Raw genomic sequence first — 18,178 nt, forward strand, 5'->3', positions numbered from 1 at the left:
TGGGGGTCTCCGCATGACACAACATAATGACGTTCTTTTTGCCTATTGGGTGCCCAATGTCAGTGGTGGCTTGGTCGTTAGTGACATTGAACAGCGTACTGACTGGAGTTATGACTACAATGTTCGTTTGGCGCAAACGGCTGAGCAAAATGGCTTTGCGTATGCACTGACTCAAATTCGCTTTACCGCTGGTTATGGTGCAGAAAATCAACATGAATCGGTCAGTTTTAGTCAGGGTCTATTGGCGAAAACAGAAAAGCTCAAAGTGATCGCTGCGATTTTGCCCGGCCCTTGGAAGCCAGCTTTGGCTGCAAAACAATTGGCCACCATTGATCACTTATCGCAAGGACGTATTGCAATTAATGTGGTCAGTGGTTGGTTTAAAGGCGAGTTTGATGCCATTGGTGAGGAATGGCCTGAGCATGATCAGCGTTATGCCCGTTCAGAAGAATTCATTCGAAGCCTAAAAGGAATTTGGACACAGGATCATTTTAGTTTTCAAGGCCGTTATTACCAATTTAATGACTACACTTTAAAACCAAAGCCTGTGCAGCAACCTCATATTGAAATCTTTCAGGGGGGAAGCTCTCGTGCCGCACGTGATATGGCTGCCCGCGTTTCGGACTGGTATTTCACCAATGGCAATACCGCTGAAGAACTAAAAAAACAAATTGATGATATTCGCGAGAAAGCCAAACTAAATGGTCATCAGGTCAAAATTGGGGTAAATGCCTTCATTATTGCCCGTGATACAGAAGAAGAGGCTCAAGCGGTATTACAGGAAATTATTGCCAAAGCCAATATTTCAGCCGTTAATGCCTTTGGTGATGCCACGCGTGAAGCAGGGGCCGCAACAATAGAAGGCGAAGGCAACTGGGCAAAATCGATTTTTGAAGATTTAGTGCAATATAACGATGGATTTAAAACCAATCTGATTGGTACGCCTGAACAGATTGCCCAGCGAATTATTGAGTTAAAACAAGTGGGGGTAGATCTAATTTTATCTGGCTTCTTACATTTTATTGAAGAAGTCGAATACTTCGGCGCAAAGGTGTTGCCCTTGGTTCGTGAACTTGAAGCACAACAGCGTGTACAAGCAAAGTCTGCTTAACTGTTGCATTACAATTTAAGCAGACTGATTTCATGAACCCATAACCACAATAACATGGCAACGCCAAATTTCCCTTAAGACTCGGCTTAAGGGATTTTTTTTGGGTAAAGCAAATTTAAATCATCTAAGTAACCGTTTGTATACGCGGTCTTAAAACACTCTAGAACTTTGCATATAATCTGCGGTTACCTGATTCAAACTGTCCAAAATATGGTCTTTTTGACCTGTCTGAATTGCACCGTCCAATTGCAACATATAATTCAATAACTGCTGTTTGGCAGCTTGGGCAAACTCAGAGGTAACAGCTTGATCTTCGTAGAGTAATACGTAATTTTTAGCAAAGCCATAAATTAAAAATAAAGCCGTTTGTTCAGATGAATCTGTAGCAAGCGGAATATTTTGCTCACAGAGCTGTTTGAGTTTTTTGAAGGCATCTGTGCCAGAAGAGAGCGTTTGGAATTGCGTCAAAATAGATTGAAAAATCATTTGAAAAGATCCTCACAAAAAGAAAATCTACAGAATTAAATCTGACTCGTCAACTTAAAAAATTTTAATTTACATCATTTTTTCAAGATCTTAAAAAGGATTAAATTTAACCAAATGTTAAATTATTTTCATATCGATATTCGTAAGAAGCAGCACTTTACTCTGCTTCTTACCTTAAATCGCCTCTCCATTTAAAACCCAATCAACGCTGTTTTAAGGCGATGTTTTTGGATAAACATTGGCGATCAGAACCTCCACCACCTGTGGGTCGGCTAAGGTTGAAGTATCCCCTAAACTATCCAATTCATTCGCGGCAATTTTCCTTAAAATTCGACGCATGATTTTACCCGAACGTGTTTTGGGTAAAGCAGGTGCCCAATGTAAAGCATCGGGTGTGGCAACAGGACCGAGCACTTTGCGCACCCACGCCACCAGTTCGGCTCTCAGTTCTTCCGACTCAGCAACATCGGCTTGTAAGGTCACAAATGTACAAATGCCCTGTCCTTTAATCTCATGCGGCATCCCCACCACGGCGGCTTCGGCCACCGCTTCATGTGCCACCAAGGCACTTTCAATTTCAGCCGTACCTAAACGATGCCCTGCAACATTCAAAACATCATCGACACGGCCGGTAATCCAGTAATAACCATCTTTATCGCGTCTTGCGCCATCGCCAGTGAAATAGCTGCCCGGATAAGTCGAGAAATAGGCTTCAATAAAGCGGGCTGGATCACCCCAAATGGTTCGCATTTGTCCCGGCCAAGAATCCTTAATAATCAGATTGCCTTCGGCCTCACCTTCCAGTTCTTTACCTTCTGCATCGACCAAAGCGGGTTGAATCCCAAACATGGGACGTGTAGCAGAGCCTGGTTTTAAATCCGTTGCACCAGGTAATGGGGAAATTAAAATACCACCCGTCTCTGTTTGCCACCATGTATCCACAATCGGGCAGCGGCTTTCGCCGACAACGGTGTAATACCAGTTCCATGCTTCAGGATTAATTGGTTCACCCACCGAACCCAATAAACGTAAACTGCTCCGATCACTCTCTCGCACAAAAGCATCGCCTTCACGCATCATGGAACGAATAGCCGTAGGTGCAGTATATAAAATGCTGACATTGTGCTTATCGACAATATGCCCCGTACGCGCCCAACTTGGATATTGCGGCACACCTTCAAACATGACCGTGGTTGCACCATTCGAAAGTGGGCCATAAATCACATAGGAATGTCCTGTAATCCAGCCCACATCTGCGGTACACCAAAAAATATCATCTTGTTTTAAATCGAATACTTCACGGAAAGTGCTGTTCACATAGGTCAAGTAGCCGCCTGTGGTATGCAGCACCCCTTTCGGCTTACCTGTAGAACCCGAGGTATATAAAATAAATAAGGGATCTTCCGCCTTCATGGGTTCAGGTGGGCAAATGTCATTTACCGACATAATTTCCATGTGATACCACAAATCACGCGGGACTTTCATCTCAATCGGATTGCCCGTACGGTGTACCACGATTACATTTTGCACCGACTCTGTACCCGCCAAACTTAAAGCAGCATCGACATTCTCTTTCAGGAAAATCGGTTTGCCACCTCGCATGCCTGAGTCAGCCGTAATCACGATTTTCGCCTGACTGTCTTCAATTCGACTGGCCAAAGAATCGGGAGAAAATCCACCAAAAACCACGCAGTGCACGGCACCAATACGCGCGCAAGCCAACATCGAAATGGCAGCTTCCGACACCATGGGCATATACAGCACCACCCGATCACCTTTTTTAACCCCATTTTTCTTCAACACATTGGCAAATCGACACACTTCATTGTGCAATTCCAGATACGAAATTATTTTATGCCGTGAAGGATGGTCTCCCTCCCAAATAATGGCAGGTTTATACGGATGTTCTTTTAAGTGTCGATCTAGGCAGTTGGCACAGACATTCAATTCACCATCGGCAAACCATTCAATTTTAAAGTTCTCTTTATCAAAATTGGTATTTTTGACTTGGGTAAATGGGGTGATCCAATCTAATTTTTGTGCTTGCTCTGCCCAAAAATCTTCAGGATGCTCAATGGATTGCTGATAACGTTCAAAATATTCGGCTTCATTGGTACGTGCAGTTTTTTTAAATTCTTCTGGAACAGGATAGACTTCTTTCATATTCATACTTCCTTGATCTTTTTCATCTCATCACGAGATGTATGCCACGTTATAGATTTTTTATTGCCACATCCGGGCAGTATTCAGGCTATTTTTTAGACACTACAATCATGCTTTGGTCGTTTATTATTTATACAGCTTAAATTCACAATATGAAATCCGATCTCTAGAAAAACTTTCGATGAATCAGTGTCTGGCGCTTAAAATCATCTTATAATTTTCCTGAAATGCCACGTATCTGCTTTTGCAAAACGCAACATTTCATTACCGAATCTACACTGGGAAAGCCTATGAGCACTCCGCAAACATCCCCTTTTTTCTCACGCAATGTCACACCTCAAAATGAAAATCCCTTATCTACGCAAGGGCGCTTTGGTCGGCTAAGCCTGATTGCATGGAGCGGTTTTCTCAATCTGATCACTTTTTTTGCCACACTGGCATTAAGCCTGTTCCTCGGAATTTTTAACTTCAGCACCTATTCTTTAGAAAGCAATCTGTTACAAACCTTTTTAAGTGTGGCTGGGCTCGGTTTTTGGGTCATTTTCATCCTGTATTTTTATTTCAGTTTGGTGATTATGATCCGTCGTCTACACGATCTAAACAAATCAGGCTGGATGCTGTTGTTGTTCTTCATTCCGCTCATTAATTTTTTTATGGCACTTTATGTGTTATTGGCTTCGGGTACAGCAGGTTTAAATCAATACGGCGCCCCGCGCACGACACCTGTTTGGGAAAAAATTCTAGCGTGGCTGATGATCATTTTATTTATGCTCAGTTTTATGGCTTCTGGAAGTTTTATTTCTTATATGATGGGGGCAGGTGAACTGGAAACCCCGCAAGAAGTGATTCAAAAAGGCACTGAATATTTTTAACGGCTGCCCAACTCGCTAAAGCTGTATAACTTCAGTTGCATTCAGTTATCTTTCTGGCACTTTTCAGGCAAAATAGCGACAAATTTAAATTGTTTCGGATCTCCTGTGGCAGAACAACAACACAACCTGAGCGACGTTGCTCAGGGAACCTCTCAAATGATACAAGAAGCAGGTGCAAAAACGGCTGAAACCGTGATTGCACATACTGCAAAATATAATGATGCCTATACCACCATTGATAAAATCATGGCCAGTTTTTGGGAACGCGTACCTTATTTTTGTATCGCACTGGTTGTTGTAATTATTTTCTGGTTGCTCTCTAAAGTCTTTAAGTTCTTTGTCCGTAAAACTTTAGAAAACCGCTCGTACACACGTCAAAATCTGGTGCTGGTATTGAATCGCGTCGGAACCAGTATCATTATTTTCTTTGGTTTCCTGATTGCCATGGTCATTGCTATTCCGGGCTTTACACCGGGACAACTCATGAGTGCCTTGGGAATTGGTTCGGTAGCGATCGGTTTTGCTTTCAAAGATATTTTTCAAAATATGCTATCAGGTATTCTGATTTTACTCGGTGAACCGTTCCGTATAGGCGATGATATTATTGTCAATAATATGGAAGGTACAGTCGAAGATATTCAGATTCGCGCGACCTTCTTACGCTCAAATGATGGACGCCGTATTGTGATTCCAAATGCAACCGTCTATACCAGTCCTGTTACGGTGAATACCGCCTACCAACGTCGTCGTTGCGAGTTTATGGTGGGTATTGGTTATGAAGATGATGAACAAAAAGCCAAAAACATTATTACTGCCATTTTAGATAAAAATCGTAATGTCCTCAGTCAGCCTGGATTTACCGTGAATGTCACTGCATTGGCTGATTTTTCGGTGAATCTGACCGTACGTTGGTGGATTGATACCACAGAAACCAATATTGCAGCATCAATCAGTGAAATTCAGGCTGAAGTCAAACGTGCCTTTAATGAACACGACATTAATATTCCTTACCCTGTACAGGAGGTGAAAGTCCACCGTGACCAGAACCTGCCTTACATAAAGTCCGAAACTTCAGGCAAACAAACGACCTAAAATATAGGAAATTGCGGTTTCCGTTCTTAAAATACGGTTGCCTAAGCTCACCGCTTGGCAGCCGTTTTTTTCGAGCAACTCAATCTCATAAGGAATAAAGCCGCCTTCTGGACCAATCAACAAAGTACACGCATGTGTAATCGCATTTGGCATAGTCATGCCCGCATATGGGTGCGCCACATAAGCAGGTTTTTCAGGCGTAATCCATGTGGGTAATACATCTTCCACAAAAGGTTTAAAACGCTTATAAATTTCAATTTTTGGTGCAACAGTATCGCCCGCTTGCTCTAATCCCAAAGTCACGTATTGATCAATCTGCTGTAAAAATGGCGTTTGCCAATAGCTTTTATCCACCCGATAACTATGTAGCAATACTATTTTTTCTACCCCTATCGTTACGCTATCCATGATTAAACGTCGCAATACTTTCGGACGTGGCATCGCCACAATTAAAGTGACAGGCAATTTAGCAGGTACAGGTTCTGTCTGAATGGGTTTCACTTGAATGACCCCATCACTGATCATCAGAACTTCGGTTAAATAACGTTGACCTTCACGTATCCCAACTTTTAAACGATCGCCCACCTGTACATTCAAATGGGTACGTAAGTGCTCTAACTGGCGAGTGGACGTAATAGACCAGACTTCAGATTCGGTTTGGCGTGGGTCTAACAGAACGATATTCATAAGATGATACAGCTAATTTAAATTGAAATAACTCGTAATATTCAAAAACTTCATTCATAGCCGCAAAAATCACTCTATAAATTTAGAGCCATTGTGTAGGCATTACCCTACTTTTGAAAGAGCAAAAGTAGGCAAAACTCTCTGTTAGGCTAATGGTATGTCCCTATACCACAGCCTAACGGTGGCATCCATGCCACCTCCACTTTTCAAATTACGAGAGCTTATAAATAGCCATCAATTGCTTGAATATGCTTGTGCAAAGAGCCTTTATTCAACTGCATAATCTGTTGTGCAGCTCGATTCAACTGTTGGGCTTGTTCAGCATCTGCTAATAACTGCATCAGTACAACAGCGGCTTGCTCCGCAGTTTCAACCACTTTCACTGCATCGGCATGTAAAAATTCATCCACAATGGTTTGGAAATTAAAATAGTTTTTCCCCAATACGGTCGGGATATCTAAGGCAATCGGCTCTAAAATATTATGCCCACCACCCGGTTCATTCAACGAACCACCAACAAAACATGCATCCGATAAGGCATACCACAACCACAGTTCACCCATTGAGTCAGCTAAGTAGACTTGGCTATCCGCCGCTATTTCTTGCCCTAAACTTCGACGCGTGGTGTTTAAATTTAAACTTTGTGCAACTGCAAAAACCTCATCGAAGCGTTCAGGGTGCCGTGGTACCACAATGCACAACAATTCAGGCTGTGCATCTAAATATGGCTTTAAAGCACTTAACAATTTTTGTTCTTCAGGTGCATGGGTACTGGCAAGGACCACAATCTTACGCCCAGCAAGTGACCATTCTTGTTTCAACTGAGCCGCCCGTTTGACAAACGATTCAGGTGCATGAATATCAAACTTAATACTGCCCACCACCTGTGTTACCGACTGAGCTGCACCTAACTGGATAAAGCGCTCCGCCGTTGCTCTGTCTTGTGCCAAGAGCTGATCTAGCCCGTGTAACATCGCGCGAGTTAAACCCGACACTTTGGCATAGCCTTGTGCTGATTTTTCCGAGAGACGTGCATTGACCAGAATCGAAGGAACCTTAAAGATCTGTGCCTGATCCAATAAGTTTGGCCATAATTCAGTTTCAACTAGAATTAAAATCTTCGGTTGATATTTTTGAAAAAAAGCCTGTACCAAACCCTTTTGATCGGCAGGTAAATACACCGCTTGAAACAAAGCATCATAGGGTGCTTTATTAAATAGCGACTTGGCGCGTGCCTGACCCGTTTTGGTGGTATTGGTCACCAAGACGGAATGACCTTGTTTTAAATAATGTTCAATTAAAGGCTGTGCCGCATTAGTTTCACCCACAGAAACCGCATGAAACCAAATTGCCTTGAGGTTTTTAGGGGTTTGAAATGGACCAAACCGTTCGACACATTCCTGATGGTAAGCGCCTTGATCTTGCGCCCGTTTTTTGATTCGCCATTGATATAGCGGTTTAATCATTGCGAGTGCTGCGTTATACCAAAAAGGAGTAGCCAAATATGTGCTCCAAAAAAACGATTGCAAATAAAACAGCGCAATTTATCACATAGAATAAATTGCGCTGTTATCTTGTCGTGAATTTAGCCGAAAAGCAATTAAACCGCCGCAGTTTCCGTTTCAGCTAAAGTTGGATAATCAATATATCCTGTTGCCACATCCGTCCCAATCATGTTTTCCAATTTGAGTTCATTCAACGGTGCATCAGCAACCAAACGCTCATACAAGTCTGGATTGGCAATATAATCTTTACCCCAAGACACTGCATCAGCCTGCCCTGTTGCTAACAGATCAATCGCATCTTCACGGCTTAAACGCATATTGGCAATCAATGGTACACCACCTGAACGTTGTTTCAAGTACGTGCTAATACTGTCATCTGCCAAATATTCACGCGTGAAGAAGAATGCAATCTGACGCTGACCCAGTTGCTCTAGCGCATAACCAAAGGTTTCACGTGGATCATTATCGCCCATGTCATGCTCATCGCAACGCGGAGCTAAATGAACTCCAACACGACCTGCACCCCAGACTTCAATCATTACATCGACCACTTCAAGCAACAAACGTGCGCGGTTTTCTACGCTGCCACCATATTGGTCTTCACGTAAATTGGTTGAACTTTGCAAGAACTGGTCAATCAAATAACCATTGGCAGCATGCAGTTCCACACCATCAAAACCTGCCGCTTTGGCATAAACTGCTGCTTGTTTGTATTGTTCAACAATGCTCTGAATTTCCGCAATTTCTAAAGCACGTGGCACCACATATTCACGTTTTGGACGCAATAAACTGACATAACCTTTTTGTTGTACGTTACTTGCCGAAACAGGCGTTTCACCATTCAACAAATCAGGATGCGATACACGACCGACATGCCACAACTGCGCCACAATTAAGCCATCTTTGGCATGTACCGCCTGAGTGACCTGTTTCCAGCCTTCAACTTGCGCTTCATTAAACAGCCCCGGCGTATTCAAATAACCATTGGCTTCTTCAGAAATGACCGTCGCTTCAGAAATAATCAAACCTGCACTCGCACGCTGTGCATAATATTCCGCCATCATGGCAGTTGGTACGCGGTCTGCTGTAGCACGACTACGGGTTAACGGTGCCATAATCACGCGGTTTTTTAAGTGTAGATCACCCAAAGTTAAAGGAGTATTCAGTTCAGCCATAGTCGCCTCGATCGCCACTTTTTCAATTAAAGTGAACGTTGCAAATGTTCGATATATTGCTGAATCAAGGCTTCGTTACGGGAAAAATAAGACCATTGCCCGTATTTTTCGACTTGAATTAAACCTGCTTGCTGGAGCACCGATAGGTGATTGGACATGGTCGATTGCGAGACTTTACCTAAACGTTCAATGTGCCCCGCACATACGCCTCGTCTAAAGTCACCACATTCGTCACTCGACAAAAACTGTTCAGGATGTTTTAACCATTCCAAAATTTGTCGGCGGGTCGGATTCGCCAATGCTTTAAAAATTAAATCAATATCCATAGTTCAGACAGGTTCAATCATGTGCAAGCTTGATTCAGCTTTTCTTTAATATATCGTATTTTTTCGATTTTTATATCGAATATTTTAGATATATTGTAAAAAACTGCATCAAACTTGTCTAAGTTATTGATGATACTTGACTTATAAGCCTTGTTTTAAGCTTGCTTCGATAAATTTATCTAAGTCACCATCCAATACTGCACCCGTATTCGAGTTTTCAACACCGGTACGTAAATCTTTAATGCGTGAATCATCCAAAACGTATGAACGAATCTGACTGCCCCAACCAATATCCGACTTCGAGTCTTCCAATGCTTGCGCTGCTTCGTTACGTTTGCTCATTTCCAACTCATACAACTTGGCACGTAACTGTTTCCATGCATGGTCACGGTTGGCATGTTGTGAACGCTGGTTCTGACACGCCACCACAATGCCTGTTGGCGCGTGGGTTAAACGTACCGCAGAGTCAGTTTTGTTAATGTGCTGACCACCCGCACCCGAAGCACGGTAGGTATCAGTACGTACATCAGCAGGATTGATGTCAATTTCAATATTGTCATCCACTTCTGGCGAGACAAACACCGCTGAGAACGAGGTATGACGGCGGTTACCTGAGTCAAATGGCGATTTACGCACTAAGCGATGCACACCCGATTCGGTACGTAACCAACCATAAGCATACTCACCTTCGACACGAATCGTTGCTGACTTAATCCCAGCCACATCACCGCCTGACTCTTCCATCAATTCAGCTTTGAAACCATGACGTTCAATCCAGCGCATATACATACGCAATAGCATTGAAGCCCAATCTTGTGCCTCTGTACCGCCTGAACCTGCCTGAATTTCCACATAGCATGGATTCGGGTCCATTGGGTTACTGAACATACGACGGAATTCAAGTTTTGCCAGTTCTTCTTCAGCAGAAGATAATTCAGCTTGTACATCTGCCAACAAACTTTCATCATCGGCCTCTACCGCCAAATCCAGCATGGCTTGTGCATCTTCAAGTTGTGTAGTCAAACCATCCAACACATTTAAAACGTTTTCAAGTTCGCCTTTTTCTTTGGCCATCGCCTGTGCACGGCTTTGGTCATTCCAAATTGTAGGATCTTCTAATTCACGCAGAACTTCTTCTAAACGCTCTTTCTTTAGATCGTAGTCAAAGATACCCCCGTAATGTTTGACCACGGTCGTTTAAATCTTTTAATTGGTTTAAATACGGATTAATTTCCACGGGAGCTACTCTCAAATCAATAATTAGCTTAAATAGCCCTCAATTATAGCACAGAGCATTTAGAGATTTTTAGCCACTCCTTGCAATTAGGAATTGACGGCACTGATGGATTTATCAACAATAGCCCCACTTTAAAAAAACATAACACTTTTATAACGACAACCACTTTAGGGGTTTATTGAATGAAACAAGTTCTTGCCAGCTTAGCTTTGGCACTCATGGCATCCTCAAGTTTTGCCTATGATGCTCAAATTGATACAGGCTTTAGCTATTTTGACCGCGATGATGATATCACTGATGCCGAGGGGCAATTTGACCTTACAGGAACCGTCTACTTTAACCCTGTTATGGCAAAAAATGCACCGCTCAACGAAGCTGCATTCTTGGGCCACAATAGCAATGCCTCTTTAAGCTATACTTATAATTACTGGGACAGTAAAACGCTATCCGATGGTTTAGGGAACAATGTTTCTCTAGAAAGTAAAGCCCATCATATTGGTGCTGGCATAGAATATTTTGTCGAGCAATTTTATTTGAATGGTCAAGTGGGTTTTGGGCAAGCAAAAGATGAAACTAACATTCAATCGGTGCTTGGTAGCGCTAAATATAAAGACGATTATGATGCTACGACCTACCGCGCCCTAGTCGGTTATATGCCAATCTCCAACTTACTCCTTGCTACAGGGATTGATGGCTATCAAGGAGATGAAGACAATGACGATAACCGTTTTGCATTAGCAGCCAAATATGTTGCGCCTGTGGGCCAAGGGCAGTTTATAAATCTTGAAGCCGATGCTGCTTGGGGAGATATCGACAATATCAACTTAGCGGCCGATTATTACTTTGATCCTGCTTTTAGCTTTGGACTGGCTTATCACATTGAAGATGATGGTGATGACAATACCGACTTCTTCTCGGTGCGCTCTAAGTATTTCCTCAATCCAAACTTTGCTGTCGGTGGTGCAGTGGGTTTTGGTGATGATGTACAAGGCTTTAATGTAAATGCCACACTACGTTTTTAAGATTTTCTCTCGTTTTAAGTTCTCAAAAAAACACGCCGAATGGCGTGTTTTTTAGTATTTTCCGCTTACAATTTCGTCGCTTATTTCACCGCTTTGTGTGCTATTCATAGAAAATCCACAATTTTAATAAATCACTACAATTATTAAATTTAATATATATCAAACATTTAAAAAAAAGTAATTACATAATATTACGCTCGAAACAATTCCGTAACCTTCGTGCTGTTGACGCAATTCAGTTTTGCCCTAGACTAAAAGTGTAACAAAAAATTAATTCATTTTTAACCAAATTTCAGAGGGGTCCTTTCCATGAAAAAATTAGCAATTGCCTCAGCGCTGTTCTCTGTCATTGCCATGACTGGGACAGCTCATGCATACCAAGCCGAAGTCGGTGCTTCTGCTGGACTAATCGATCCTGATAACGGCAGCTCAAGCGGTTCTTTTGGTGTAGATGGCACGTATTACTTCAATCCAGTTCAAACTCGTAATGCACCTTTAGCCGAAGCTGCATTCCTAGACCGCGCAAGTAACGTTAGCGCAAAATATCAATATGACGAAGTTGGTAATGATGAACGTCATCGTTATGGAGTAGGTGCTGAAGTTTACGTTCCTAACTCAGATTTCTACGTGAGTGGTAATGTAGGTCGCGACGATATGAAATTTGACCGTGGTGGCGATTTTGATGAGACCGTTTATGGCGCTGAAGTCGGTTATTTACCAGCACCAGGTTTATTAATTGCTGCGGGTCTAAAAGGCTATGACAACGATTATGACGACGGCGTAGATCCTACTCTTCGCGCTAAATATGTCACCTCACTAAGCAATGGCAAAGACATTAACTTAGAAGCAGGCGCAGGTTTTGGTGATCTAGATGAATACAACCTAGCTGCAGACTATTTCATCGATAAAACCTTAAGCCTTGGCGTAGATTACTACAGTAAAGACCGTGATTATGCTGATACTAACGAATTTGGTATCAATGCACGTAAATTCTTTACGCCACAAGTGAGCCTTGAAGGTCGTGTAGGTTTTGGTGAAGTCGGCAACAATGACTACAACAAATTTGGTGTAGCAGCGAAATACCGCTTCTAATTGCCAAAGTCATCATCGTTTTAGATGAGCATCAAAAAAAACCGCTGAATTCAGCGGTTTTTTTATTATTGCAAATGCAAAACTCGCAATTGCAAACTGACTTGCCCATTAAAACTATTCTGTTCTAACTCATACACCAAATGCACCGAAGATTGCATTGGATCAAAGCTAAACTTATCTGCCGCATTAAACGCAATTGCATCCACCACTTGCCCATTATCCAAAGCCAAACGTAATTTCAGGTGAATTTCCTTTAACCAACGATAATCCAACACCTGAAACTGCCCTTCAAAGATGGGGGCCGGAAATTTTTGTCCCCAAGGGGTCAAATGTTGCAGCAGATGAACCGTCTCTAAATTCAATGCCTCGGTCGGTAATACACCATCCGTCCATAAAGTGGCTTGAAAAAGTGCCTCATCCATAGTTTGGATGAGTTGAACAAAATGCTGTTTAAATTCATCGAAATGCTGTTTCTTGATGGTTAATCCTGCGGCTGCAGCATGCCCACCAAAATGGCTGACCAAATATGGAAACTGCTCTGCCACAGTTTCTATCGCATCACGGATATGAATACCTTCAATTGAGCGGGCGGAACCTTTAATATGCTCACCATCTTCATCGGCAGCAAACACAATCGCGGGGCGGTGGAACTGTTCTTTTAAGCGCCCCGCCACAATCCCAATCACCCCTTGATGCCAATGCGGTTCGAACAGAATCAACGCGGCAGGCGTTTCGCTCAGCTCAAGTTTGAATTGTGCCAAAGCAGTTAAAGCATCCTGCTTCATTTGGGTTTCGACCTGACGTCGTTCCACATTCAGTTGATTCAGTTGCTGAGCCAAAGGATATGCGGTGCTGTAATCCTCTGCCAACAAACATTCAATGCCAATGTCCATGGTTTCCATGCGTCCCGCAGCATTAATCCGTGGCCCCAAGACAAAGCCTAGATCCTGTGCTTTGAGTTGTGCAACATCGCGCCCCGCAAGTTCCAATAAAACCGAAATCCCAATGCGACAATGTTGTTGCTGAATCCGTTTAATACCTGCATCTACTAAAATACGGTTGTTATAGTCTAATGCAGCAACATCCGCATAAGTCCCCAAAGCCACCAAATCCAGATATTGTGCAATCTTGGCACTGGATTTACCTTGCTGAGCACGACTACTACTTAAATTTGCCAACAGATAGAATGCAACCCCGACTCCTGCCAAGGCTTTGCTTGGAAATTCACAATCCAATTGATTTGGATTCACTACGGCCTCAGCAGCAGGAATCTCTTTGGTGGTGAGATGATGATCGGTAATCACCACCTGCATGCCGTGTGCTTGTGCCTGAGCGACACCCGCATGGCTAGAAATCCCATTGTCCACCGTGACCAGAACATCAGGCTGAAACTTGGCAAAAGCCAAATCTGCAATCGCAGGAGTTAAGCCATAACCATATTTAAAACGGTCGGGCACCAGATAATTCACTTGTGCGCCCATTTCTCGCAATGCCAAAACCATTAATGCCGTACTGGTGGCACCATCTGCATCATAATCGCCCACAATAACTATTTTCTGGTGCTGATCAATCGCTTGATCGAGCAGTTCAATTGCCTGAGGCAACCCTTTTAAACTCGGGGCTAAGAGATGCTTTAACTTTAATTCAAGTTCTTGTTGCGATTGCACCCCACGGCGCGCCAAAATTTGTGCAATAAAAGGCGACACGCCCTGAATATTTTCAGGGCGTGTTAAATAAGGTCGTTGCTTAATTTGTATCTGTGTCATTTAAGGCATCAGTCGTTGTAATTTCCATATACCATCGATTCTTTCATAACTCAGACGGTCATGTAAACGATTTGGTCGTCCTTGCCAAAACTCATAATAATCTGGCTGCAAACGATAGCCGCCCCAAAAAGTAGGCTTATCCAATTCAGACTGATCTACCACCTGATCCTGCAAATTCTGGAAACGTTGCTGAAGCTCATCCCGACTGGCAATCACACCACTTTGCGGGGTACTGATATGTGCAGCAATCTGGCTATCACGTGGGCGCTTACGATAATATGCGGTTGCTTCATCTTCGGTAATTTTTTCGACTCGACCACTGACACGAATTTGGCGCTCCAATTCTGGCCAGTAAAACAACAGCTCAGCATAAGGATTCTCAACCAAATCTAAGCCTTTTTGGCTGTCATAGTTGGTATAAAAGTCATAACCTGCTTCCGTTGCACCGCGTAATAACACAGTCCGCACATGTGGACGTCCTTGGCGATTTGCTGTCGCCAAATACATCGCATAAGGTTCGTGTAAACGCGCCTCTAGGGCAATATTAAACCAATTGAGAAATTGCTCATGCGGATGCTGTTCAACCTCCGACTCAAGCAATTCCCCTTTTTGATAACTCAACCGCAATTCACTTAAATCTTTAATTAAATCGCTCATTACATTATTCCTTAAGCGGCTTGGGTACGAACCACATCAGCAAGATGATTTGCCAAAGCAGTGACTTCTTCCAGTTGATCACCTTCTACCATGACCCGAATCACAGGTTCTGTACCTGATTTACGAATCAATAGACGGCCACGACCCGCGAGCTGTGTCTCAGCTTTTTCAAATTCAGCCACCATTGCTGGGTTTGCATATGGGTCTATCATGTGCTCTAAACGCACATTGACCAACACTTGCGGGAACAGCTTGAAGTCTGCAACCAGTTCATGCAATGGCTTATTCTGTTCAACCATTACTGTCAGTACTTGTAATGCCGCAATAATTGCATCCCCTGTCGTGCTCTTATCTAGCGTTAAGATATGGCCTGATGGTTCACCACCTATTACCCACTGATTTTCTTCAAGAGCTTGCAACACATAACGGTCGCCCACTTTAGCGCGTACAAATGGCACTTGAGCTTGATCTAATGCCAATTCTAACGCCATGTTACTCATGACTGTACCAGCAATACCTGCTGGTTTTTTGCTGGCTTGTGTCGCCAAAATATACAGAATATGGTCGCCTGTAATTTGTTCACCATTACGGTCGACCATAATCACGCGATCCGCATCGCCATCGAAAGCGATCCCTACATCAGCTTTGTGTTCAACAACTGCTTTTTGTAAGTTTTCAGGATGGGTTGAGCCACAATCTTTATTAATATTGAGACCATCGGGTTCATTATAGAGTGCAATTACTTTGGCACCGAGCTCTTTAAATACGGCAGGTCCCACGTTATAAGCCGCACCATTGGCACAGTCCACTACTATTTTTAAACTCGATAAATCATAATGATACGGGAACGTTGATTTACAAAATTCGATATAACGGCCATTGGCATCTTTTACACGGACACTTTTACCTAAGTTGGCCGTGTCTTCAATCAACAAATCATTTTCTAATTCTTGGTTAATCGCTTCTTGTAAGGCATCCGGTAGTTTTTTACCTTCACCAGAAAAGAATTTAATACCGTTATCAAAATAAGGGTTATGTGATGCAGAAATCACAATACCCAAACTGGCATGTAGGGCACGTGTTAAATGGGCAATTGCAGGTGTAGGCAGTGGGCCCAATAAATGCACATAGACACCCGCAGCATTCAATCCTGCCTGTAAAGCTGCTTCTAAAATATAACCTGATAATCGCGTATCTTTACCTAACACAACAATTGGTTTGTCTTTCTGCGAAATTTTTTTTAAAACTTTTCCAGCTGCAAATCCTAGTTTTAGTGCAAATTCAGGCGTAATTGGTAATTCTCCAAATTTTCCACGAATACCATCTGTGCCAAAATAACTCATGTTTTACTCACTTCTTATAGCTAGGTGCTGTTATCCACCTTTTGTCATAGTGAAATACTTTACACCAAAACAAAAAAGACCGTCATAGTGTTGACGGTCTCTTTGGGTCTAAATTACTAAAAATCAACCAACACGATAGTTAGGTGCTTCTTTGGTAATGGTGACATCATGTACGTGAGATTCCGACATACCAGCGGCCGTAATCTTCACAAATTTTGCATTTTGACGTAGATCTTCAATGGTTGAAGAACCCGTATAGCCCATTGAAGAACGTAAGCCGCCCATCATTTGATGTACGATATTGCCCATTGGTCCTTTGTACGGTACACGACCTTCAATTCCTTCTGGAACCAACTTTTCAGCGCCCGCTTTAGAATCTTGGAAATAACGGTCAGCCGAACCTGTCGCACCCGCCATTGCACCCAATGAACCCATACCACGGTATGCTTTATAGTAACGACCTTGGAAGAATTCTACTTCACCCGGTGCTTCTTCAGTACCTGCAAGCAGTGAACCCACCATAATCGTACTTGCACCAGCACCAATCGCTTTCGCCATATCGCCAGAGAAACGAATACCACCGTCAGCAATTAAAGGAATTTGGTCTTTTAATGCATTGGCAACGCTATCAATTGCAGAGATTTGTGGCATACCAATACCCGCAACAATACGTGTGGTACAAATTGAACCAGGACCGATACCAACTTTTACCGCATCTGCACCAGCATCAAGGAGTGCTAATGCAGCATCACCTGTTGCAATGTTGCCGCCAATCACTTGGACTTGTGGGTAGTTTTGTTTAACCCAACGTACACGTTCGATTACACCCGCAGAGTGACCGTGTGCGGTATCTACCACAATCACGTCTACACCTGCATCAACCAATGCTTCTACACGGCTTGGTGTTTCTACGCCTGTACCAACTGCAGCACCTACGCGTAAACGACCTAAGTCATCTTTACAGCTGTTTGGATAAAGTTCTGCTTTACGGAAATCAGTGACCGTAATGAGACCTTTTAATTCGTTGTTCTCGCCAACCACCAATACTTTTTCAATACGGTGTCTCTGTAATAGCGCTTGAATCTGTTCTTTAGATTCACCTTCGCGTACAGTCACTAAACGGTCTTGCCCCGTCATAATGCTGCTTACAGGTTGCTCAAGATTGGTTTCAAAACGTGTATCACGTCCTGTCACTATGCCAACCACTTTCCCATCTTTCACTACAGGCACACCACTGATGTTGTTGGCTTGCGTAATCGCAATCAACTCACGCACCGTAGTTTCTGGTGTTACTGTAATTGGGTCTTTGACCATACCTGCTTCAAATTTTTTCACACGGCGTACTTCTGCCGCTTGGGCAGCAATATCCATGTTTTTATGCAAAATACCAATACCACCGTTTTGTGACATCGCAATTGCCATACGTGATTCAGTCACGGTATCCATTGCTGCTGAAACGAGAGGGATATTTAAGTTAATGCCACGAGTCAGGCGTGTCTTTAGAGAGACATCTTTTGGGAGGACAGTAGAATAGGCAGGGAGTAATAAGACATCATCGAAGGTTAACGCTTCTTGAACGATGGTCAACATAACAGTCTCACTGGTAATTTCCGTGCGCTATTATAAACAAATTTAGCTTTAAAT

The 18,178-nt window shown here is 43.0% G+C and carries 16 protein-coding genes; 5 read left to right on the forward strand and 11 right to left on the reverse strand.

Annotated elements, in window-relative coordinates; all coding sequences use genetic code 11:
* Positions 1–13 precede the first annotated feature (13 nt).
* Positions 14–1,111: a dimethylsulfone monooxygenase SfnG gene (sfnG, locus tag E0H82_RS08225; RefSeq protein ID WP_131264186.1), complete on the forward strand. Its 1,098-nt coding sequence runs from the start codon at positions 14–16 to the stop codon at positions 1,109–1,111.
* A gap of 150 nt (positions 1,112–1,261) precedes the next feature.
* Here the strand turns inward: sfnG and E0H82_RS08230 are convergent, their stop codons facing one another.
* Entirely contained in the window at positions 1,262–1,597 is a 336-nt protein-coding gene (locus E0H82_RS08230; protein ID WP_131264187.1) for a hypothetical protein, read from the reverse strand.
* A gap of 213 nt (positions 1,598–1,810) precedes the next feature.
* Positions 1,811–3,760, reverse strand: coding sequence for an acetate--CoA ligase (acs, locus tag E0H82_RS08235; RefSeq protein WP_131264188.1), 1,950 nt, complete (start codon positions 3,758–3,760; stop codon positions 1,811–1,813).
* 290 nt (positions 3,761–4,050) lie between these two features.
* Between acs and E0H82_RS08240 the strand changes: the two genes are divergently transcribed.
* Positions 4,051–4,632, forward strand: coding sequence for a DUF805 domain-containing protein (locus E0H82_RS08240; RefSeq protein ID WP_131264189.1), 582 nt, complete (start codon positions 4,051–4,053; stop codon positions 4,630–4,632).
* Between the two features lie 156 nt (positions 4,633–4,788).
* Positions 4,789–5,724 (forward strand): mechanosensitive ion channel family protein, encoded by a 936-nt coding sequence (locus E0H82_RS08245; protein WP_416224495.1) that lies wholly within the window; start codon positions 4,789–4,791, stop codon positions 5,722–5,724.
* On the opposite strand, the gene E0H82_RS08250 is transcribed toward E0H82_RS08245, so the two are convergent.
* From E0H82_RS08250 to prfB, 5 genes are all read right to left on the reverse strand, one after another.
* On the reverse strand, positions 5,704–6,411 hold the full coding sequence (locus E0H82_RS08250) for a 16S rRNA (uracil(1498)-N(3))-methyltransferase (RefSeq protein ID WP_131264191.1): 708 nt from the start codon (positions 6,409–6,411) through the stop codon (positions 5,704–5,706). The genes E0H82_RS08245 and E0H82_RS08250 overlap by 21 nt on opposite strands.
* A gap of 221 nt (positions 6,412–6,632) precedes the next feature.
* Positions 6,633–7,913: a 3-deoxy-D-manno-octulosonic acid transferase gene (locus tag E0H82_RS08255; RefSeq protein ID WP_131264192.1), complete on the reverse strand. Its 1,281-nt coding sequence runs from the start codon at positions 7,911–7,913 to the stop codon at positions 6,633–6,635.
* Positions 7,914–8,011: 98 nt separating this feature from the next.
* Positions 8,012–9,091: an alkene reductase gene (locus tag E0H82_RS08260; RefSeq protein ID WP_131264193.1), complete on the reverse strand. Its 1,080-nt coding sequence runs from the start codon at positions 9,089–9,091 to the stop codon at positions 8,012–8,014.
* Between the two features lie 26 nt (positions 9,092–9,117).
* Complete coding sequence (locus tag E0H82_RS08265) at positions 9,118–9,417, reverse strand: ArsR/SmtB family transcription factor (RefSeq protein WP_016168823.1); 300 nt, start codon at positions 9,415–9,417, stop codon at positions 9,118–9,120.
* Between the two features lie 141 nt (positions 9,418–9,558).
* Positions 9,559–10,654 (reverse strand): peptide chain release factor 2 gene (gene prfB, locus E0H82_RS08270; RefSeq protein ID WP_131264194.1). Its coding sequence is split into 2 segments (ribosomal slippage): positions 9,559–10,581 and positions 10,583–10,654, totalling 1,095 coding nucleotides; the frame shifts between segments, so codons are not numbered across the junction.
* 182 nt (positions 10,655–10,836) lie between these two features.
* Between prfB and E0H82_RS08275 the strand changes: the two genes are divergently transcribed.
* Positions 10,837–11,676 (forward strand): putative porin, encoded by an 840-nt coding sequence (locus tag E0H82_RS08275; RefSeq protein ID WP_131264195.1) that lies wholly within the window; start codon positions 10,837–10,839, stop codon positions 11,674–11,676.
* A 309-nt stretch (positions 11,677–11,985) separates the two neighbouring features.
* Positions 11,986–12,768 (forward strand): putative porin, encoded by a 783-nt coding sequence (locus tag E0H82_RS08280; RefSeq protein WP_131264196.1) that lies wholly within the window; start codon positions 11,986–11,988, stop codon positions 12,766–12,768.
* A 65-nt stretch (positions 12,769–12,833) separates the two neighbouring features.
* On the opposite strand, the gene recJ is transcribed toward E0H82_RS08280, so the two are convergent.
* The 4 genes from recJ to guaB all read right to left on the reverse strand — a co-directional run bounded on the left by recJ (position 12,834) and on the right by guaB (position 18,124).
* Entirely contained in the window at positions 12,834–14,534 is a 1,701-nt protein-coding gene (gene recJ, locus E0H82_RS08285; RefSeq protein ID WP_131264197.1) for a single-stranded-DNA-specific exonuclease RecJ, read from the reverse strand.
* Positions 14,535–15,191: a pyridoxamine 5'-phosphate oxidase gene (gene pdxH / locus E0H82_RS08290; RefSeq protein WP_131264198.1), complete on the reverse strand. Its 657-nt coding sequence runs from the start codon at positions 15,189–15,191 to the stop codon at positions 14,535–14,537.
* A gap of 11 nt (positions 15,192–15,202) precedes the next feature.
* A complete protein-coding gene (glmM, locus tag E0H82_RS08295) occupies positions 15,203–16,534 on the reverse strand; it encodes a phosphoglucosamine mutase (RefSeq protein ID WP_131264199.1) in 1,332 nt (443 codons plus the stop codon).
* Positions 16,535–16,657: 123 nt separating this feature from the next.
* Positions 16,658–18,124, reverse strand: a complete 1,467-nt coding sequence (guaB, locus tag E0H82_RS08300; protein ID WP_116759123.1) for an IMP dehydrogenase — start codon at positions 18,122–18,124, stop codon at positions 16,658–16,660.
* Positions 18,125–18,178: the final 54 nt, after the last annotated feature.

It is taken from the genome of Acinetobacter sp. ANC 4910 (genome assembly GCF_004331035.1).
Lineage (GTDB): Bacteria > Pseudomonadota > Gammaproteobacteria > Pseudomonadales > Moraxellaceae > Acinetobacter.